General features: G+C 65.0%; 12 protein-coding genes. 8 read left to right on the top strand and 4 right to left on the bottom strand.

Translation table 11 applies throughout. The annotated features are described in order from the left end of the window. Positions 1-11 precede the first annotated feature (11 nt). From J8I29_RS24310 to J8I29_RS24300, 3 genes are read left to right on the top strand one after another with little or no spacing between them, the layout of a single operon-like run. The gene (locus tag J8I29_RS24310; RefSeq protein ID WP_209433616.1) at positions 12-686 is read left to right on the top strand and encodes a hypothetical protein; all 675 of its coding nucleotides are present in this window, start codon (positions 12-14) and stop codon (positions 684-686) included. After that, complete coding sequence (locus J8I29_RS24305; RefSeq protein ID WP_209433615.1) at positions 686-1,912, top strand: YcaO-like family protein; 1,227 nt, start codon at positions 686-688, stop codon at positions 1,910-1,912. The genes J8I29_RS24310 and J8I29_RS24305 overlap by 1 nt, the downstream gene beginning before the upstream one ends. Positions 1,913-1,927: 15 nt before the next feature. Then, entirely contained in the window at positions 1,928-2,665 is a 738-nt protein-coding gene (locus J8I29_RS24300) for a TfuA-like protein (RefSeq protein ID WP_209433614.1), read from the top strand. Between the two features lie 199 nt (positions 2,666-2,864). On the opposite strand, the gene secA is transcribed toward J8I29_RS24300, so the two are convergent. Continuing rightward, positions 2,865-5,699 (bottom strand): preprotein translocase subunit SecA, encoded by a 2,835-nt coding sequence (gene secA, locus J8I29_RS24295; RefSeq protein ID WP_209433613.1) that lies wholly within the window; start codon positions 5,697-5,699, stop codon positions 2,865-2,867. Between the two features lie 647 nt (positions 5,700-6,346). Here secA and J8I29_RS24290 point away from each other — a divergent pair. The 3 genes from J8I29_RS24290 to mutT all read left to right on the top strand — a co-directional run bounded on the left by J8I29_RS24290 (position 6,347) and on the right by mutT (position 9,102). Beyond that, on the top strand, positions 6,347-7,342 hold the full coding sequence (locus J8I29_RS24290) for a peptidylprolyl isomerase (RefSeq protein ID WP_105861276.1): 996 nt from the start codon (positions 6,347-6,349) through the stop codon (positions 7,340-7,342). Between the two features lie 111 nt (positions 7,343-7,453). After that, on the top strand, positions 7,454-8,692 hold the full coding sequence (gene argJ, locus J8I29_RS24285; RefSeq protein WP_209433665.1) for a bifunctional glutamate N-acetyltransferase/amino-acid acetyltransferase ArgJ: 1,239 nt from the start codon (positions 7,454-7,456) through the stop codon (positions 8,690-8,692). Further along, the gene (gene mutT, locus J8I29_RS24280; protein WP_209433612.1) at positions 8,689-9,102 is read left to right on the top strand and encodes an 8-oxo-dGTP diphosphatase MutT; all 414 of its coding nucleotides are present in this window, start codon (positions 8,689-8,691) and stop codon (positions 9,100-9,102) included. The genes argJ and mutT overlap by 4 nt, the downstream gene beginning before the upstream one ends. Positions 9,103-9,126: 24 nt before the next feature. Here the strand turns inward: mutT and J8I29_RS24275 are convergent, their stop codons facing one another. Next, a complete protein-coding gene (locus J8I29_RS24275; protein WP_209433611.1) occupies positions 9,127-9,984 on the bottom strand; it encodes a methyltransferase domain-containing protein in 858 nt (285 codons plus the stop codon). 169 nt (positions 9,985-10,153) lie between these two features. On the opposite strand from J8I29_RS24275, the gene J8I29_RS24270 reads away from it, so the two are divergent. Continuing rightward, entirely contained in the window at positions 10,154-10,945 is a 792-nt protein-coding gene (locus J8I29_RS24270) for an RNA methyltransferase (RefSeq protein WP_209433610.1), read from the top strand. Between the two features lie 14 nt (positions 10,946-10,959). Here the strand turns inward: J8I29_RS24270 and J8I29_RS24265 are convergent, their stop codons facing one another. Beyond that, on the bottom strand, positions 10,960-12,234 hold the full coding sequence (locus tag J8I29_RS24265; RefSeq protein ID WP_209433664.1) for an arsenic transporter: 1,275 nt from the start codon (positions 12,232-12,234) through the stop codon (positions 10,960-10,962). A gap of 269 nt (positions 12,235-12,503) precedes the next feature. Here J8I29_RS24265 and J8I29_RS24260 point away from each other — a divergent pair, with 269 nt between their 5' ends. After that, positions 12,504-13,769, top strand: a complete 1,266-nt coding sequence (locus J8I29_RS24260) for an MFS transporter (RefSeq protein ID WP_209433609.1) — start codon at positions 12,504-12,506, stop codon at positions 13,767-13,769. 92 nt (positions 13,770-13,861) lie between these two features. Here the strand turns inward: J8I29_RS24260 and J8I29_RS24255 are convergent, their stop codons facing one another. Then, positions 13,862-18,691, bottom strand: a complete 4,830-nt coding sequence (locus J8I29_RS24255; protein WP_209433608.1) for an NAD-glutamate dehydrogenase — start codon at positions 18,689-18,691, stop codon at positions 13,862-13,864. Positions 18,692-18,805: the final 114 nt, after the last annotated feature.

Below are 18,805 nucleotides of genomic sequence, written 5' to 3'. Positions count from 1 at the left end.
GAGGAAATGGAATGTCGGGAGAGAAACTATACATAATCGGGGATAGAGGCGCGGGGGTTATTCTCCTGAAAACCAACCCGCTACGGGTCGTCGAGGTAAGTGATGATGAGATCACCAGATATAGCAAGGCGATCGGTGAGGATGGCTATGCGAAAGTAGCTGCTTCTCTCTGGCGCCTGGTTTCCGACATTAAGAGTGGACAGGAGTCCGGAGGGGGCGTCGACGCTACGAGAGCTATTGGTGTGCAGTCGCTCGTTGAGTCCGGCATACAGCTTACCGACGTCGATTTCGTGTTTGCTGCCAGGGCCGGTGTTGCCGCAACCCGGCGGCAGGCCATTCCGCAGGGTGCAAGGACAGAGCAGGGACAAGGCTCTCCACAATCTCAGCAGGCCCAGCAGGGGGTGGCAGTACCGGAGTCTCAACAAGCCCAGCAGGGGCTTGCGATGCCGGAATCGCAGCAGGCTCATCAGGGACAGGACGCTCCGGAAGCTCAGCAAGGCCTTGCCGTACCAGAGTCGCAGCAAGCTCAGCAGGGCCATGATGCACCCCAAGCCCTGAATGCTCATCAGGGGCAACAGGGCCATCAGGGGGTCTATCCCCCGCTTCAGAACGCACTTAAAGAATTGTTCGGCGATGCCGGAACTGACCTGAAAAGAGCAGTGCTGTCGGACGAACCCAATAAGTGATGTTGAAACTCGATTGGGAATTGGACTCTCCTCAACAAGCGGAATCGACGGTGCTCAAGGAGGGAGCCGCCGATCCACCACAACTGCCTATTCCTGCGTTGCTGAAAGCTTTCGGCATTAGCCGTATCGGCGATCTGACGGAGCTCGACGTCATCGGCGTGCCGGTCTGGTTCGCGGTGCGGCCAAATTCGCGTACCCTTGCCGTTAGCCAAGGCAAAGGATTGAGCCACGAACAGGCGCGCATCTCTGCGATCATGGAATCGGTCGAGAGTTCGGTCGCTGAGCAGACCCGTGAATTGATCTCGGCATTCGGCAGTATCGCAGAAATGCGTGAGCGCGGTTTCTTCTTGGTCCCTTTGGAGCGTATCGATCGCTGCCGGGGCAATGCGTTTTCGCTAAATGTTCAACGCGCGTGGGTCCTAGGTATCGAGTATCTCACCTCGCGACCAACCCATGCCCCTTATGAACTCATTGGCCTGGACTTGAGGACGACATTTCCTTGGGATCATGTGAGCTTTCACATGAGCTCGACCGGATTGGCAGCGGGACCCTCCTTCGAGTTCGCGGCATTATCGGCGCTGCTGGAAATCATTGAACGCGATGCAACGGCGCTCAATGAACTTTTTGGTATTAGGAAGGTATTCGCTCAGCCAATTCAATGGCAGAGAAACATAAATCAGAGCCTTGATGTCGTGATGGATCGGCTCCACGCGGCCAATTTGGATGCTCGCCTCTACAAGGTCGTAAGCAAGGTGGGCCTGCCAGTCGTCACAGCGACGATCACCCGCCCCGTTCTCGATGAAACAGGAACCGGCGTACGGCTCTCCGGAGGGGATGCGTGCCGGATGAGCGTGGCAGAGGCGGCTCTGGCTGCACTGTTGGAAGCTATTCAATCTCGCCTGACGAATATCGCGGGCTCCCGCGACGACATGGATGCAGGCCAGTATAGATCGGTTGGAAGTCGGCTTCCGGCGCTTTCGAAGGAGGCCGTTGCTCTGTCAGATCTCTCGCGTGAAGACCACAGGGGGGCTTTTCGCACGGCTCGGGAGTGCCTTGACGCCGTAGTCGGAAAATTGGCCGATGCCGGATATCCGGAAATCTATCTGTTCGACCTTCCTACGAATATGAGCGGCGTCCATGTCGTGCGGGCGATCGTCCCGGAGATGAAGACAGCCGCCCGAGGCGGCATCATCAAATGCAAGCTCAGCGATCTCGGTATCTTTTGATCGAGTGAAACCATCATGACCACCATCCTCTTCACCGGCCCCAGCCTTCACGGCGTCGATCCTGCTCTGCTCGAGGGCTTCACGGTGCGTCCGCCGGCGGGGTGCGGTGATGTACTGGCGGCGGCGATGACGGGGGCGGTGGCGATCGGCCTCATCGACGGCGTGTTTGATCACGCGCCCTCGGTCTGGCACAAGGAAATCCTCTACGCCCTCAGCGAGGGCATCCCCGTCTATGGCGCCGCCTCGATGGGCGCGCTGCGCGGGGCCGAATGCGCCGCCTTCGGCATGATCGGCATCGGCCGCATCTTCGAAGACTATGCCAGCGGGCGCCGGGTGGCGGATGCCGATGTCGGCGTGGCGCATGCGCCGGCCGAGTTCGGCTATGCGCCGCTCAGCCTGGCCCTGGTCGATGTCGAGGCGACGCTGGAGGCCATCGCGGGGGCCGGAGCGCTGCCGGCTGCGAGCTGCGAGGCCCTGCTGGCCGCGGCGCGGCGCATCCATTTCAAGGAGCGCACCTGGCCGGATGTCGTGGCCCTGTCGGGGCTCGCCGGTGCCGACGCGATCGAGGCGGTACTGGAGCGCCACGCCGTCAGCCAGAAACAGGCCGATGCCCTGGCCTTGCTCGCCCGCATGCGGGCCGATGCGGGCAAGCCGTTCGCCAAGCCGAATTTCACCCTGTCGCAATCGGGCTTCTTCGCCGTGCTGCGCCAGCGGGTGGAGGAGAGGCTGGAGGCGGAGGCGAACGAAGCTTGAGAGCAGCGGTCGAGATGTTTGACTCACGCGTCATTGCGAGCGTAGCGGAGCAATCCAGGTGCTGCCGCGGCCGCGTTTTCCAACTCTGGATTGCTTCGCTACGCTCGCAATGACGGTGCTTGATCGGCCTTCTCCTCTTGGGAGAGCTGACACGTCCTATGGAAGTGCCCTGGGTGGCGGCCGGATGAGGACAAAACCCCTATGCCAGCTGCCCGTGGCAGTGCTTGTACTTCTTGCCCGAGCCGCAGGGGCAGGCTTCGTTACGGCCGACGCGGCCCCAGGTTGAAGGATCGTCGGGGTTGCGGTCTTCCGGCGCCACGATGCGCTGGGCCGGATTGTCGGCCGCGGGGAAGGGCGAGCTCAGCTGGGCTGGCGGGAAGCCGGAGCCGGCCAGGCCCGAGCCCATCTGGGCGAACTCGTCCTCGCCGGTGAGCGGGTCGATATGCTGGCCGAACATCTGCGGCAGCGCGGGCTCTTCCGGCTGCTGCATCACCTGCAGGCGGAACATGGTGCGGGTAACTTCCTCGCGCCAGCGGTTCATCAGGTCGGAGAAGAGCTGGTAGCCTTCCGACTTGTACTCGATCAGCGGGTCGCGCTGGGCCATGGCGCGGAAGCCGATGACCTGGCGCAGATGGTCGAGCGTGACGATGTGGTCGCGCCACAGATTGTCGAGCGTCTGCAGCAGGACGGCCTTCTCGACCTGGCGCGTCACCTCCTCGCCGAAGCCGGCGGCCCGCTCGGCGGCGTGCTTGTCCGCCGCCTCGGTGATGCGGTGGGTCAGCTCCTCGTCGGCGATGCCTTCTTCCTTGGCCCAGTCGGTGATCGGCAGATCGAGATTGAGCACGTCGTTCACCGATTTGTGCAGGCCTTCGGTGTCCCACTGCTCGGGATAGGCATTCTCGGGCACATGGGCGCGCACCAGCTCGTCGATGACGAGATGGCGGAAATCGGCGATGGTCTCGCCGACCGAATCCTGCGCCATCAGTTCGCGACGGTGCTCGAAGATCTCCTTGCGCTGATCGTTGAGCACATTGTCGTATTTCAGGATGTTCTTGCGGATGTCGAAATTGCGCGCCTCGACCTTCTGCTGCGCCTTTTCGAGCGCGCGGTTGATCCAGGGATGCACGATCGCCTCGTCCTCCTTGAGGCCGAGCTTCTGCAGCATGCCGTCCATGCGCTCCGACCCGAAGATGCGCATCAGGTCGTCCTGCAGCGACAGGAAGAAGCGCGAATGGCCGGGATCGCCCTGGCGGCCGGAACGGCCGCGCAGCTGGTTGTCGATGCGCCGGCTTTCATGGCGCTCCGTGCCGATGATGTAGAGGCCACCAGCGGCGAGCGCCTTCTCCTTCAGCCTGGCGACCTGGTCCTTGATCCGGGCTTCCGCCGCTTCGCGCTCGGCCCCTTCGGGCAGATCGGCGAGCTCGACCTTGATGCGCATGTCGGCATTGCCGCCGAGCTGGATGTCCGTGCCGCGGCCGGCCATGTTGGTGGCGATGGTGATGGCGCCGGGCACGCCGGCCTGGCTGACGATGAAGGCTTCCTGCTCGTGGTAGCGGGCATTCAGCACGGCGAAGACCTTCTCCTCGGCCGTGCCCTGGTCGCCGTCGTAGAGCGAGGCAAAGGCGTTCGGGTCGGAGAAGTCGCGCTGCTTGTAGCCCTGGCCGACGAGATAGGCGGCCAGCGTCTCAGACTTTTCGATCGAGGTGGTGCCGACCAGGAGCGGCTGGCCGCGCTGGCGGCATTCCTCGATCAGGCGCACGATCGCCTTGTATTTCTCGTCGACCGTCCGGTACACCTCGTCGTCGTCGTCGATGCGCTGCACCGGCCGGTTGGTCGGGATCTCGATCACTTCGAGATTGTAGATGTCCATGAACTCGTCCGCCTCGGTGGCGGCCGTGCCGGTCATGCCGGCGAGCTTGGTGTAGAGGCGGAAATAGTTCTGGAAGGTGATCGAGGCCAGGGTCTGGTTCTCGGGCTGGATCTGCACCCGCTCCTTGGCTTCGAGCGCCTGGTGCAGGCCTTCCGAATAGCGCCGGCCCGGCATCATGCGGCCGGTGAACTCGTCGATGATCACCACTTCGTTGTTGCGGACGATATAGTCCTTGTCGCGGGTGAACAGCTTGTGGGCGCGCAGGGCCTGGTTGACGTGGTGGACGATGGTGACGTTGGCCGCGTCATACATCGAGCCGTCGCGCAGCATGCCCGAGCCCGCCAGCATCTGCTCGACGCGCTCGTTGCCCTTCTCGGTGAGGCTTACCGTGCGCTGCTTCTCGTCGAGCTCGTAATCGTCCTTGTCGAGCTGGGGCATCAGTGCGTCGATGGTCTGGTAGAGCTCGGGACGGTCCTCCAGCGGGCCGGAGATGATCAGCGGCGTGCGCGCCTCGTCCACCAGGATGGAGTCGACCTCGTCGACAATGGCGAAGGCGTGGCCGCGCTGCACCATCTGCGCCATGTCGTATTTCATGTTGTCGCGCAGATAGTCGAAGCCGAACTCGTTGTTGGTGCCGTAGGTGATGTCGCAGGCATAGGCGGCGTGGCGTTCCTCGTCGGTGAGGCCGTGCACGATCACGCCGGTGGTGAGGCCGAGGAAGGTATAGATGCGGCCCATCCATTCGGAGTCGCGGCTGGCGAGATAGTCGTTGACGGTGACGACATGCACGCCCTTGCCGGCGAGGGCGTTGAGATAGACCGGGGCCGTTGCCACCAGGGTCTTGCCTTCGCCCGTCTTCATCTCGGCGATGGCGCCCTCATGCAGCACCATGCCGCCGATGAGCTGGGTGTCGAAATGGCGCTGGCCGAGTACGCGCTTGGCCGCTTCGCGCACGGTGGCGAACGCCGGCACCAGGATGTCGTCGAGGCTCTTGCCTGCGGCGAGCTGGGCCTTGAACTCGTCGGTGCGGGCCCGCAGGGCCTCGTCGGAGAGCGCTGCCACTTCCGGCTCGAGCGCCGCGATGGCGGCGATTTTGGGTTTGTAGGCTTTCAGCCGGCGATCATTGGAGGAGCCGAACAGTTTCTTGGCGAGCGAGCCGAACATAGAAGGCCTTCAAATCTTCGCGCCTCGCGGCGGCGTGATACCTGACCGGAGAGGGGCTCCGGCCATCGTGTCAACCCCGGCCGCGAAAGCCGGGGAACGGAAACCGGACATCGCCGGGCGACGTCCGATGTGAGGCAACCCGCTTCCAATCGCCGTGCGCTATGGCACCAGCATGGCGGCATGCTCCCGATACGGCAAGGTGGGGGCAGTCCGATGCAGCGGGAATCAGGCTGCCTTATGAAATTGTGTGAACCGACGGCTGTAACGCCGGCACCCCGGTTCGAAGGGTTTGCCGGCCGGACTCACTTAAGTATTGGGGTTTGGGGTGTCAATCGACCTTAGGGTCTACCATACCGGTTGACCGGTGCATTTGGCTGAAAAATCCGTAATTTTTTGCCGTCACGCGGCGGTAGCCCGGTCATTCGCCCCGACGCGCCGGTCTCGTCACAGTTTTGACGACAGGCCTTCCTAAAAGGCGGGCCAGGCGCTGGCTATTCGGCGACATTGACCTTGCTTTTCTCCTGTCCTATCAGCGCTGCGAAGGCGTTCGTCCCGGGATCAGGAGCAATGCGGGCCTGTTGCCGAAACAGCGTCCGTCCGGAGCCTGACCGCTTCCGGGTCCGCCCCCGCTCTCGAGGAACCTGCCCATGATGTCACTTCGCCGCGCGCGTCCAGCCGCGACCCTGCTCGCCAGCGTTGCCTTCCTGGCCTTCGCTGCCGCGCCTTCCAACGCTGAAGACGCGGCGAAGCCCGCCGCCACTCCGGCTCCGGCAGCCCAGCCGGCACCTGCTACGCCCGCGGCGCAGGCGACCCCGACCATCAGCGTGGACGGACAGCCCATCACCCAGGACGATCTCAACGCCGTGGAGCAGGAGATCGGGCCGAGCCTGTCGCCGCAGCTCTCGCCGGCCAAACGGCAGGACATCATCATCAACGCCGCCATCAATCTGCGCGTGGCCGCCAATGCGGCCGAGCAGCAGAAGGTGCTTGATGAAGCCGAGGTGCAGAAGAAGCTCGCCTTCTACCGCCAGCGCATCCTGATCGACGCTCTCGTCGCCAAGGCCGTCAAGGAGGCCGTGACCGAGGACGCGATCAAGAAGGCCTATGACGAGCAGGTCAAGCTGATCCCGGCCCAGGACGAAGTGCATGCTCGCCACATCCTGGTGGCGAGCGAGGACGACGCCAAGAAGGTCGAAGCCCGGCTGAAGGCGGGCGAGGATTTCGCCAAGGTCGCCAAGGAAGTCTCCAAGGATCCCGGCTCGGCCGAGCAGGGCGGGGATCTGGGCTGGTTCACCAAGGACCGCATGGTCAAGGAATTCGCCGAGGCCGCCTTCGGCATGAAGCCCGGCGAGGTCTCCCAGCCGGTGAAGAGCCAGTTCGGCTATCACATCATCAAGCTCGAAGAGCGCCGCCCGCAGGCTCCGCCGGCCCTCGATCGCGTCAAGCAGCAGATCTCGGACTACCTGACCCAGAAGACGCAGCAGGAAGTCTTCGCCAAGCTGCGCGCCGCCGCCAAGATCGTGCAGCCGCCTCCGGCGCCGGCCGATCCCGCGGATGGCGGCATGCAGCTTCCCGGTACGGATGATCCGGCGCAGACCAGCCCCGCGCCGGCCACGCCCGCCCCGGCGGCTCCCGCCCAGTAAGATCCGGTGTGCCGGCCTCCAGACCGGCACTGACTTCACCGATTGTGCCGATCCCATTCCATCGATGGATCGATGGAACTGAGGAGATCGGCACACGCCATCGAGGAACCCATGGCCAAGGCTGCGCCGCTGTCCCCGCTCGCTCCCGCTCGTTTTCCCGACTTGCCGCCGGTGGCGGGTGTCCGGATGGCGACGGCCGAAGCCGGTATCCGCTACAAGGGCCGCACCGACGTGCTGCTCGTCCTGATGGACGAGGGCACGCAGGCGGCGGGCGTTTTCACCCGCTCCAAATGCCCCTCGGCGCCGGTCGACTGGTGCCGCGCGGCACTCAAGGATGGCAGCGCCCGGGCCCTGGTGGTCAATTCCGGCAATGCCAATGCCTTCACCGGCAAGAAGGGCGCCGAGGCCGTGGCCCTTACGGCGGAACTCGCCGCCGAGGCGGCCGGCTGCCGGCCCAGCGAAGTCTATCTCGCCTCGACCGGCGTGATCGGCGAGCCGCTCGACGCCGGTAAGTTCCGGGGCATCTTGGCCGAGACCGCTGGCCGCGTCTCGCCCGGTGCCTTCGAGGATGCCGGCCGGGCCATCATGACCACCGATACCTTCCCGAAGGGGGCGACCGCCACAGTCGATTTCGGCGGCGTGCCGGTGACGATCAACGGCATCGCCAAGGGCGCCGGCATGATCGCACCCGACATGGCGACCATGCTCTCCTTCGTCTTCACCGATGCGCCGATCGCCGGGAACATATTGCAGGGCCTGCTTTCCAGGGGCGTCGTCGACAGCTTCAACGCGGTCACCGTCGACTCCGATACCTCCACCTCCGACACACTCCTGCTGTTCGCCACCGGCAAGGCCGGCGGCGCGCCGGCGACTGACGCGGCCGACCCGCGCTTGGCCGATTTCGCTAGGGCGCTCGACGGCGTGCTGCTTGATCTCGCCCAGCAGGTGGCGCGGGACGGCGAAGGCGCGCGCAAATTCGTCACCGTCGAGGTGCGCGGCGCCACCTCCAAGAAGGCGGCCCGGCGCATCGGCCTGTCGATCGCCAATTCGCCCCTGGTCAAGACGGCTGTGGCCGGCGAGGATGCCAATTGGGGCCGCGTGGTGATGGCCGTCGGCAAGGCCGGCGAGGAGGCCGACCGCGACCGGCTCGCCATCTGGTTCGGCGACATCCGCGTGGCCGTCGACGGCGAGCGCGACCCGTCCTATGACGAGGCCGCGGTCTCTGCCTATATGAAGGGGCAGGCGATCACCATCGCCGTCGATATCGGGCTCGGCGATGCGAGCGACCGGGTCTATACCTGCGACCTCACCAAGGAATATGTCGCCATCAACGGCGATTACCGCTCGTGACCAAACGCCTGCTTCTCGTCGCCGCCTGCGCGCTCGTCGATGCCGACGGGCGCGTGCTGATCTCGCAACGCCCCGAAGGCAAGGCCCTGGCGGGGCTCTGGGAGTTTCCGGGCGGCAAGCTCGAGCCCGGCGAACGGCCCGAGGAGACCCTCATCCGCGAACTGCACGAGGAACTCGGCATCGAGGTGAAGGAGGAGTGCCTGGCGCCGCTCACCTTCGCCAGCCACGGCTATGAGGATTTCACGCTGCTGATGCCGCTATGGATCTGCCGGCGCTGGAAAGGCACGCCGCACGGGCGCGAGGGCCAGGCGGTGAAATGGGTGCTGCCGAAGAAGCTGCGCGACTATCCCATGCCGCCCGCCGACGAACCGCTGATCCCGATGCTGATCGACATGATCCCGGTGCGGTAGGTCGATCCCGCGCGGCCGGGACGATCAGACATCCTTCTCGCCATATTCCTTGACGCCCAGGGCATCCGCCAGCCGGGTCTTGGCCGAACCCGGCTTCAGCGGCTTCTGCTGGCCGGCAGCAGGAGCCCAGCCGGAGATCCAGATGATCTCGAAGGTGGCGCGGATGCGCCCGTCCGGGTCGGAGAAGCGCTTACCATAAATCTCGGCCATGCGCAGCATGGTGGCGCGGCGGGTGAAGGCCTTGCGGCGCTGGACCAGCATATTGGCGGCCCCCATCGCCCTCAGATCGGCCATCAGGGCGAAGGCGTTGTCATAGCGCACGGTGAGAACGTCGCTGTCGGCGACGGGCAGGGCGAAGCCGGCCCGCTGCAGGAGGCCCCCCATGTCGCGCACATCGGCGAAGGGGGCCACGCGGGGCGAGACGCCTCCTTCCGTTTCCAGTTCGGCCTCGGAAAAGGCAGCCCGCAACTCCGTGAGCGTGGAGCCGCCGATCAGGGCGGCCAGCAGCAGTCCGTCCGGCCTGAGGGCGCGGCGGATCTGGCTCAGCATGCCCGGCAGGTCGTTGACGAACTGCAAGGCGAGCGCCGACAGCGCAAGATCGATGCTTTCGGGCTGAAGAGGCAGCACCTCGTCGCCGATGGCGACGTCCTGCCAATCGGCGGCGAGGCGCGGGCGCACCGCCTGCGCCAGCACGGGCGAGAGCGGGCCGATCTCCGCCGCCCGTTCGAACGGACGCAATATCACGGCAAGACGGTCGGCCATGTCCTCGGCGACGTGGCGCAGCAGGAAGTCGGCGGGAGCGGCCGCGGCACGCCGGCGATGCAGGGCGAGCGCTTGGGGATCGAACAGGAAGGGCGTGGTCATGCCCGCTATGTAGGACATTCGGGCTTGCTTTTCATCAGCAGGATGCGCCTATCCGACTATGACGCCATGGCTGGGACCGCGGACGTCCCGTCCGCTCTGGTTTTCCTGCGAGCGTGATGGTTCCAAGAGCGGACGGGACGTCCGCGGTCCCAGCCGCGATGTTTCCTCGGCTCGATTTGAGATTTCCATGCTTCTGCCCATCGACGATCCCTCCGACCCGCGTATCGAGCCGTATCGCGACATCCGCGAGCGTGACCTCAAGGGCCGGGGCGGGCGTTTCGTCATCGAAGGGGAGGTGGTGCTGCGCACCGCGCTGCTATCCGGGCGCTTCGCCATCGAGTCCCTTCTGATCGCCGACAACAGGATCGAGCCGCTCGTCGACCTCATCGCCAAGGTACCGTCCGGAATACCGGTCTACCGGGCCTCGCGCGGCGTTCTCGACGGCATTGCCGGCTTTCCCATGCATCGCGGCATCCTGGCCATGGGAGTGCGGGGCGAGGCGAGCACGCCCGGCGAGCTGCTCGCCGCCGCACCGGAAAACGCCCTGTTCATCGGCCTTTCGGCCATCGCCAACCACGACAATATGGGCGGTATCTTCCGCAACGCTGCTGCCTTCGACCTCGACGGCGTGCTGATCGACGGCGCCTCCTGCGATCCGCTCTACCGCAAGGCGATCCGCGTCTCCGCCGGCGCGGCCCTGGTGACGCCCTTCGCGCAGGGCGGCGACATCGGCGACCTCTGCGATGCCTTGCTCGCCGCCGGTTTCGAGGTGCTGGCCACCAGTCCCGCAGGGCGGGAGCGCCTTGCCGAGATCGAGCCGGCAGGCCGGCAGGCCGTGCTGTTCGGCGCCGAGGGACCGGGCCTGCCCGAGCGCATCCTGAAGCGGCTGCGCACCATCCGCATCGACATGAGGGGCGGCTTCGATTCCCTCAATGTCGCCACGACGAGCGGCATCGTGCTGCATCATCTGGCGCGGTGAGACGTCCGACCGGCTCAAGAGCTCTGGATTGCCAGGATGCCGATTGCGGCCAAAAGCGCCGGGAACGTGACGACGGTGCCGATCTTCAGGAACTGCCAGAAACCAACATGTATGCCCTCCCGCCGCAAAGCGTTCAGCCAAAGGATCGTGGCCAGCGATCCGGTGATCGACAGGTTGGGGCCAAGGTCAATTCCAATCAGGATCGAGCCTGACAGAGCGGGCGAGGCGTGGATCGACTGAACGACGTTTCCAGCAACCAGGCCGGCTGGAAGGTTGTTGACGAGGTTGGCGACGATGGCGGTCAGGACGCCGGCGGCAGGTGCACCGAGCTGAGGATACATGCCCGTCAGGTGGCTGACGGAGTGGGCCAGCATTTCGAGGAGGCCGCTCGTCCCGAGCGCTTCGACCACCACGAACAAGCCCGCCACCAGTGGAATGACGCTCCACGAAATGTCTTCGAGCGCTTGCGTGGGGAATTGGCGCTTGATGATCGATACGATCGACAGGGTGAGAATCCCGCCGGCGAAGGTGGGCCAACCCAGATCGAGGTGGAGCGCCGAGGCGGTGATCAGGCCGATGGCCGTCACTGTCAGCCCCAGTCCCGCCACCTTTCCGGTGAGGGAAAGGCTTGTGCCCGGCACTCGAGCAGCCAGCGTTTCGGCCGTCAAAGCCGAGCGCTGGTTCCACAAAAGCGCGGCAAAGGTGATTGCAATGGCAAGCGCCGAAGGAAGTGCGAAGGTCGACAGCCAATCGGCGAGAGCGGGCATATGGCCTCCGCTGAATATCACCAGATTGGCAGGATTGGAGATCGGCAGCACAAAGCTGGCTGCGTTTGCCGTGAATGCGCAGATCAGGAGATAGGGGAGCGGATCCTTGACCTTGGCCGCTCGGCAGGCGGCATAAACGGCCGGGGTCAGAACGACGGCGGTTGCGTCGTTCGACATGAAGACCGTCACCAGAACGCCGACCAGATAGGTCAGGGTGAACAGCTTGAACGGGGAGCCTTTCGCATGGTTGGTGGCTATCAGGGCCAGCCAATCGAACAGGCCTTCCTGTCGTGCCAACTCGGCGATCAGCATCATGCCGATCAAGAACAGATAGACGTCCAGGCCTTTGGCGATGCCTTCCCACGCGTCGAGCAGGGGGATGGCGCCTGCGCCCGTCAGCAGGGCTGCGGCGAGGACGGCCCAGACCGCCTCTGGCCACTTGAAGGGGCGGATCAGCAACGTCAACGCCGTCAGGGTTGCAACGGAAAGGCTGAGAATCGGGGCAGAAACTTGAAAGACCATGGGGACTGTGTGGGGGCTCCGGGGGGCGCACGAAAGCGATTGCATTTCGCGCGCCTCTTCGATCGTATATGTGCTGAACATCGAGGGGGCTAGAGCAAAACGCGTTCAAGCGTGAACGCTTATTTGCTCTCAATCTTAGGTTCGACGCGTCCTTGCGATTCGAGGGGATTCCGTCAAATCGCAAAACGCGCTCGCGGAAATCGCCGCGTCATGCCCGCCGGGTGCTCGGCATGGCGTGTCGTTGAAAAGACCTGATCGCGGGAGCATTCGTGACGTCCTCTCCATCCTCCGAGTTTCGTCGCTCCCTCATCGCCCTGTCGATCTTGAACTTCTTCCTTGCCGATGCCCGCGATGGCTTGGGGCCCTTTCTCGACGGTTTCCTTGCAACCCGTGGCTGGGAGCCGTTCACGCTTGGCGTGATAGCGACGATCGGGGGTGTGCTGGCAATGCTGACCACGCCTGTGTTCGGCGCACTCGTCGATGCCTCGCCCTACAAGCGGACACTGATCATCCTGCCCGTCACCTTTGTGACGACAATGGCTCTGTGGACACTGGCGAGCCCCAATGGCCTTTCCGTCTTCGGGGGACAGTCCGCAACGGCCATCGTCGGCGCTGTCATCGGTCCCGCGCTCACGGGCCTGACGCTTGGGCTTGTCGGCGAAGCGCGCTTTTCCCGCCAGGTATCCCGAAACGAATTCTGGAACCACACGGGGAATGTTGCCTCCCTGGCGGCGATCTATGCGGGAACGCTCCTGTTCGGCCTCCACGGCGTGGTAGGGCTCATGCTGTTTGCCGCCCTTGCCACGATTGCGGCGACGCTCGCCATCGAGCCGAAATTGATCGACCATCAAGTTGCACGCGGGCTGGTGCACCACGAGGAAGCGGAGGTCCCTTCCGGATTTTCAGTGCTGGCCGGCAGCAAGGGGCTGATCTTGCTCAGCCTGGTGCTGATGATCTTTCATTTTGGCAACGCTCCCATCAGCCGCCTGATCGCCCAGGCTTTCTCCATTCAGCTCGGCACTCCTTTCAGGACCACCGCGATCACGACGGGCGTTTCCCAGCTTTCGATGATCGGCATGGCGCTGATGGCGCCCTGGCTGATCGGACGGTTCGGCCTTGCCGCCATATTCGTCGTTGCTCTGGCAGCCTTGCCGATCCGCGGCGCGATCGCGGGGACCTTCTCGTCCTTTGCCTTCATCTTCCCCGTGCAAATTCTGGATGGCGTGGGAGCCGGCCTGATCGGTATTGTCACGCCCATCGCCGCCGAGCGCATTCTCTCTGGTAGCGGCCGCTTCAATGTCGGGCTTGCCGCCGTCATGACCGTGCAGGGTATCGGGGCCTCGTTGAGCAATGTCGTCGCCGGCTGGCTCACCGATTTGGGCGGCTATGGTTTAGCCTATTGGGTTCACGGCAGCGTGGCGTTGGTGGCGCTGGCGCTGTTTGTGTGGGGACGCCACGACATCGCGCCACGCATGCCTTCTTCGGCCGCGGCGGCCGACTGGCCGCCGCGAAGCGCCGAGGAAACGCCTGCCTGATACCGGTCGCCTCAAGAAGGAGCCGAACCGGGGCCTGCCGAGTGGCCAGTCGGCAACATCGAAGTGCCAGCCGGCCGCCATCCGCGATCTCGTCAGTCCCTGACGAGATCGCCCAGCATGTTGGCCGCCACGGTGAGCTTGGCCAGGGTGAGTCCTCCAGCAGCGATTTCCTCCACCGAGCGACGGATGCGCGCGGCTTCCGGATGGGCCTCGAGCCAGGCCTCCGTCGCCGCCTGGCCGGATAGGCCGGTCGCCAGCATGTCGGCGACCAGGCGCCGCTCGGCGGCCGCGATCTGTTCGATGGCCCGGTCGATGGCCAGGCGCTCGAAATAATCGTTGGCGGGCACGGCGCGGGCCGCTGCCACGACCCGATCGAGCTGGAAATTGGCTTCCGCGGCATAGAAGGTGGCCGCGGTGTCGCCGATGGCCCGGCCGGTGCGACCCGCCACCAGCACGATGTCGGGCGCCGAGACCAGCGGATCGAGATTGGCCATCCGGCCGGCGAGGTCCTCGGGCACGCCGCCCTCGATCAGCTCGCGGGTGCGCTTGAGGCGGGCCGCCTGCATCGCCTCCGGCAGGGTGGTATCGAGCCCGATGGCGATTTCGTGGACACCGGCGCCGAAGCGGGCGATCACCGCCTCCAACCCGGGCGAGAAGTCGACATTGCGCACGAACCAGACCACGCGCGAGAGCAGCAGGTCCTGCAGGAAGCCGTAAAGGCTGAGCTGGAGCTGCCCGTCGATGCGATTGTCGAGGGCATCGATGGCATCGTAGAGATAGCGCAGGCCATAGGATTCATCCACGGCGGCGAACGCCATGGCGATGGCGGTGACGTCGGCATCGGTCTCGTCGCTGAGGCGCACCACGCAGGCCGGGCCGCCGCGGTTGATGATGCCGTTGGCGAGATTGGTGGCGATGATCTCGCGCCGCAGCCGGTGGTTCTCGACGGCGTCGGGGAACCGGTTCTGCACCTCGGGCGGGAAATACACCGTGAGCTCGCGGGCAAGATAGGGATCATCCGGCACGCTGGTGACCAGCAGGTCGTCATAGAGCGTCAGCTTGGCATAGGCGAGCAGCACGGCGAGCTCCGGCCGTGTCAGGGCCTGGCCGCGGCGGGTGCGCTCGGCGATGGCGACGTCGTCGGGCAGGAACTCGACGGCACGGTCGAGCAGGCCGCGCTGTTCGAGCGACTGCATCAGGCGGGTGAGGAAGCCGGTCTCGGCCACGCCCTTGCGTTCGGAGAGGGAGAGCGCCAGCGTCTGCAGATAATTGTTGCGCAGCACCAGCGAGCCGACCTCGTCGGTCATCGCCGCCAGCAGGACGTTGCGATCGGCCTGCGTGAGGCGCTGGTCGCGCTCCGGCCGGGCCAAGGCGATCTTGATGTTCACCTCGACGTCGGAGGTGTTCACGCCGGCGGAATTGTCGATCGCGTCGGTGTTGAGCTTGATGCCCTTCTGCGCCGCTTCGATACGGCCGCGCTGGGTGGCGCCGAGATTGGCGCCCTCGCCGATCACCCGGGCCCTGACATCGGCGCCGGTGATGCGGATGGCGTCGTTGGCGCGGTCGCCGACCTGGTCGTCCGTCTCGCTGGAGGCGCGTATATAGGTGCCGATGCCCCCGAACCACAGGAGATCGGCACGGGCCTTTAGGATTGCCGTCATCACCTCGGTGGGCGTCGCCTCGGCCTTGTCGAGATCGAGCAGCGCCCGCATTTCCGCCGAAAGCGGAATGGCCTTCAGCGAACGCGAGAACACGCCGCCGCCCCTGGAGATCAGCGTCTTGTCGTAATCCTGCCAGCTCGAACGCGGCAGGTTGAACATGCGCAGCCGCTCGGCATGGCTGCTGACCGGATCGGGCGAGGGATCGATGAAGATGTCGCGATGGTCGAAGGCGGCGACCAGCTTGGTGGCCGGCGACAGCAGCATGCCATTGCCGAAGACGTCGCCCGACATGTCGCCGACACCGACGGCGGTGAAAGGATCGACCTGGATGTCGGTGCCAAGCTCGCGGAAATGCCGCTTCACCGCCTCCCAGGCGCCGCGGGCGGTGATGCCCATCTTCTTGTGGTCATAGCCCTGGCTGCCGCCCGAAGCGAAGGCGTCGCCCAGCCAGTGATGCTTCTCGATGGAGATGGCGTTGGCCGTATCGGAGAAGGTGGCGGTGCCCTTGTCGGCCGCGACCACCAGATAGGGGTCGTCGCCGTCATGGCGCACCGTGTTGTCCGGCGGCACGATGTTGTCGCCGTCGAGATTGTCGGTGAGTTCGAGCAGCGAGCGGATGAAGATGCGATAGGCTTCCGTCCCTTCGGCCAGCCAGGCATCGCGGTTGGCCGGCGGCGGCAGGCGCTTGGGCACGAAGCCGCCCTTGGCGCCGACAGGCACGATCACCGCATTCTTGACCTGTTGTGCTTTGACAAGACCCAGAATCTCGGTGCGGAAATCCTGGGGGCGGTCCGACCAGCGCAGGCCGCCGCGCGCCACCTTGCCGAAGCGCAGATGGATGCCCTCCACCCGCGGCGAATAGACGAAGATCTCGTAGTGAGGCTTGGGAGCGGGCAAGCCCTCGACCTTGCGGCATTCGAACTTGAAGCTGATCACCGGTCGGGGCTGGCCATCCGGGCCGACCTGCCAGAGGTTGGTGCGCACGATCGCCTGCACCAGATTGGTGAAGCGGCGCAGGATGCGGTCTTCGTCGAGCGAGGAGACCGATTGCAGCTGCTCTTCGATCTCGCCCACGATCTCGGCTTCATGGGCGGCGCGTTCGGCATCTGTGGCCGTCAGCCGCGGGTCGTGGCGGGCGCGGAACAGGGCCACGATGCTGGCGGTGATCTGCGGGTTCTTGCGCGCCGTTTCCCACATATAGTCCTGGCTGAAGGGCGCGCGGATCTGACGCAGATAGCGCGACAGGGCCCGAATCGCCGAAATTTCGCGCCAGCCCAGCGAGGTGCGCAGGACGAGGGCGTTGTAGCCGTCGGATTCGGCATAGTCGCCGACCACCGCCATGATCGAGGCCTCGAGGCGGTGCTGGAAGTCGATGCCGGGCGGGATGGGCTGGCCGTCGCTGGTCTCCACCGTCATGTCGTGGAGCCAGACCGGCGCCGGTGCCGGCTTGGCGGTGGGGGTGATCTCGTAGGTGCGCTCGTCGACCACGCGCAGGCCATGGTTCTCGATCACCGGCACGCGATAGGACAGCGACATCGGCGCGCCCTGCGAGAAGACCTTGAGGCCGCAGCGCGAGGGCGTGTCGTCCTCCTCCAGGCGATAGGCCAGGATCGCCACGGGGCGGGCGGGCGTCAGCTTCTCGATCACGCCGATATCGGCGATCGCCTGGGCGGTGGAGAAGGTCTCGGGATAGCCGCCGGTAAAGGCATTGGCATAGCGGTTGCCCAGCAGGCGGGCCCGCATGCCGTCGGTGGTGCCGGCCAGCGCCGCCCTGAGCTTGTCGCCCCAATTGGTGGCGATGGCATTGATGCCGGCTTCCAGCACCGAACGCTCGATGAAGGGCGTATCCCCCTCGTAGCGGCCGATGATGTAATGCACGCGCGCCAGCGGCCCTTCGGGAAAGGCCGCATAGGACGCCGACAGGCGGCCCTTATAGGCGTTGGCCAGATAATTGCCGATGCCGATGCGCACGTCGGTGTCGTATTTCTCACGCGGAATGAAGACGAGGATGGAGACGAAACGGTCGAACTTGTCGGCCCTCACCAGCGCGCGCAGGCGCGGGCGCTCATAGAGCAGCAGGATCTCCATGGCGAAGTTGTAGAGCGTCTCGGAATCGACCTGCACCAGTTCGTCGCGCGGATATTCCTCGAGAATATGCAGGATCGCCTTGCCCGAATGGCTCTGCGGATCGAACCCGGCGCGCTGAAGCACCTGGGCGACCTTGTGGCGGACATAGGGGATCTGGCGCACCGAGCGCGTATAGGCCGCCGAGGTGAACAGGCCGACCACGCGCAATTCGCCCTCGACCTGGCCGTCCGGCGTGTAGAGCTTGACGCCGATATAATCCATGCGCACGCGCCGGTGGACGCGGCTGTTCACATTCGCCTTGGTGACGATCAGGATCGTCGGCTCGCGCATGAATTCGCGGATTTCCGGCGTCATCACCACCAGTTCGTTGCCGCGGCGCAGGATCTTGACTTCGGGATCCCGGAGGATGCCGAGGCCCTCGCCTTCGCTGACCTCGTCGGAGGCGTCGCTATCGGTGGAGAAGCGATATTCGCGCAGGCCCAGGAAGGTGAAGTTGTCCGAGCAGATCCATTGCAGGAGCTGGTTGGCCTCGGCGATCTCGTCGACAGGCAGGGGCGGGGGATTGGTACGGAAGGATTCGATCGCCTGCTCCACCCTGTCGCGCATGGCGCGCCAGTCCGTCACGCAGGCCCTGACGTCGTTGAACACCAGCGTCAGCCCGTCGATTAGGCTCTGCCTGTCGGCGTCCGAATCGATGCGGGCTATATGGATGTGGATGAGACTCTCGCGCACGCCCTTGCTGCCTTCCGGCACGGCGTCGCCGAAGAATTGCACGAGCTTGCCCTGGGCGTCGCGCTCCAGCGCGATGATGGGATGAGCCACCAATTGAGCCTCGATTCCCCGCTCCGAAAGCTCGGCCATGGTGGAATCGAACAGGAAGGGCATGTTGTCGTTGAGGATCTCGATGACCGAAATTTCACGGCCATCGGGCATGTCGGGATTGACGACGCGAATATCGGCATGGCCGGGCGTACGGCGCTGCACGTGATCCCAGGCCTGCTCGGCCAGGAAGGCGAGCGAGGCGGCGTCATGGGTGGCGAGATCTTCGAGCGTGGTTCGGCCGAAGAGCACCTCGGCGAAAGTGGGAGGGGTCTTGCCTGGCTGAAGGCTCCTTGCCGCCTTGTGGATCAGGGCCGCCCGGGCTTCGTCGTCGCGCCACGCCATCTCGTTCATCCCTTCTTGCTGCGCCGTCTGCATGCGGCGCTCTGTGGAATTGCCGGACCCGCTTGTCGACGGGCCGGAGATTCCAAATCGGCCGAATACCGTGCCGGCCTTCCCAGAACGAGA

It is taken from the genome of Labrys sp. LIt4 (assembly GCF_017813775.1).
GTDB lineage: Bacteria > Pseudomonadota > Alphaproteobacteria > Rhizobiales > Labraceae > Labrys > Labrys okinawensis_A.
This window is presented reverse-complemented; position numbering and strand designations above follow the sequence as displayed.

Coding starts and splice junctions, on each gene's coding strand:
- J8I29_RS24310 (WP_209433616.1), top strand. CDS start 12: ATGTCGGGAGAGAAACTATACATAATCGGGGATAGAGGCGCGGGGGTT.
- J8I29_RS24305 (WP_209433615.1), top strand. CDS start 686: ATGTTGAAACTCGATTGGGAATTGGACTCTCCTCAACAAGCGGAATCG.
- J8I29_RS24300 (WP_209433614.1), top strand. CDS start 1,928: ATGACCACCATCCTCTTCACCGGCCCCAGCCTTCACGGCGTCGATCCT.
- secA (WP_209433613.1), bottom strand. CDS start 5,699: ATGTTCGGCTCGCTCGCCAAGAAACTGTTCGGCTCCTCCAATGATCGC.
- J8I29_RS24290 (WP_105861276.1), top strand. CDS start 6,347: ATGATGTCACTTCGCCGCGCGCGTCCAGCCGCGACCCTGCTCGCCAGC.
- argJ (WP_209433665.1), top strand. CDS start 7,454: ATGGCCAAGGCTGCGCCGCTGTCCCCGCTCGCTCCCGCTCGTTTTCCC.
- J8I29_RS24275 (WP_209433611.1), bottom strand. CDS start 9,984: ATGTCCTACATAGCGGGCATGACCACGCCCTTCCTGTTCGATCCCCAA.
- J8I29_RS24270 (WP_209433610.1), top strand. CDS start 10,154: ATGCTTCTGCCCATCGACGATCCCTCCGACCCGCGTATCGAGCCGTAT.
- J8I29_RS24265 (WP_209433664.1), bottom strand. CDS start 12,234: ATGGTCTTTCAAGTTTCTGCCCCGATTCTCAGCCTTTCCGTTGCAACC.
- J8I29_RS24255 (WP_209433608.1), bottom strand. CDS start 18,691: ATGAACGAGATGGCGTGGCGCGACGACGAAGCCCGGGCGGCCCTGATC.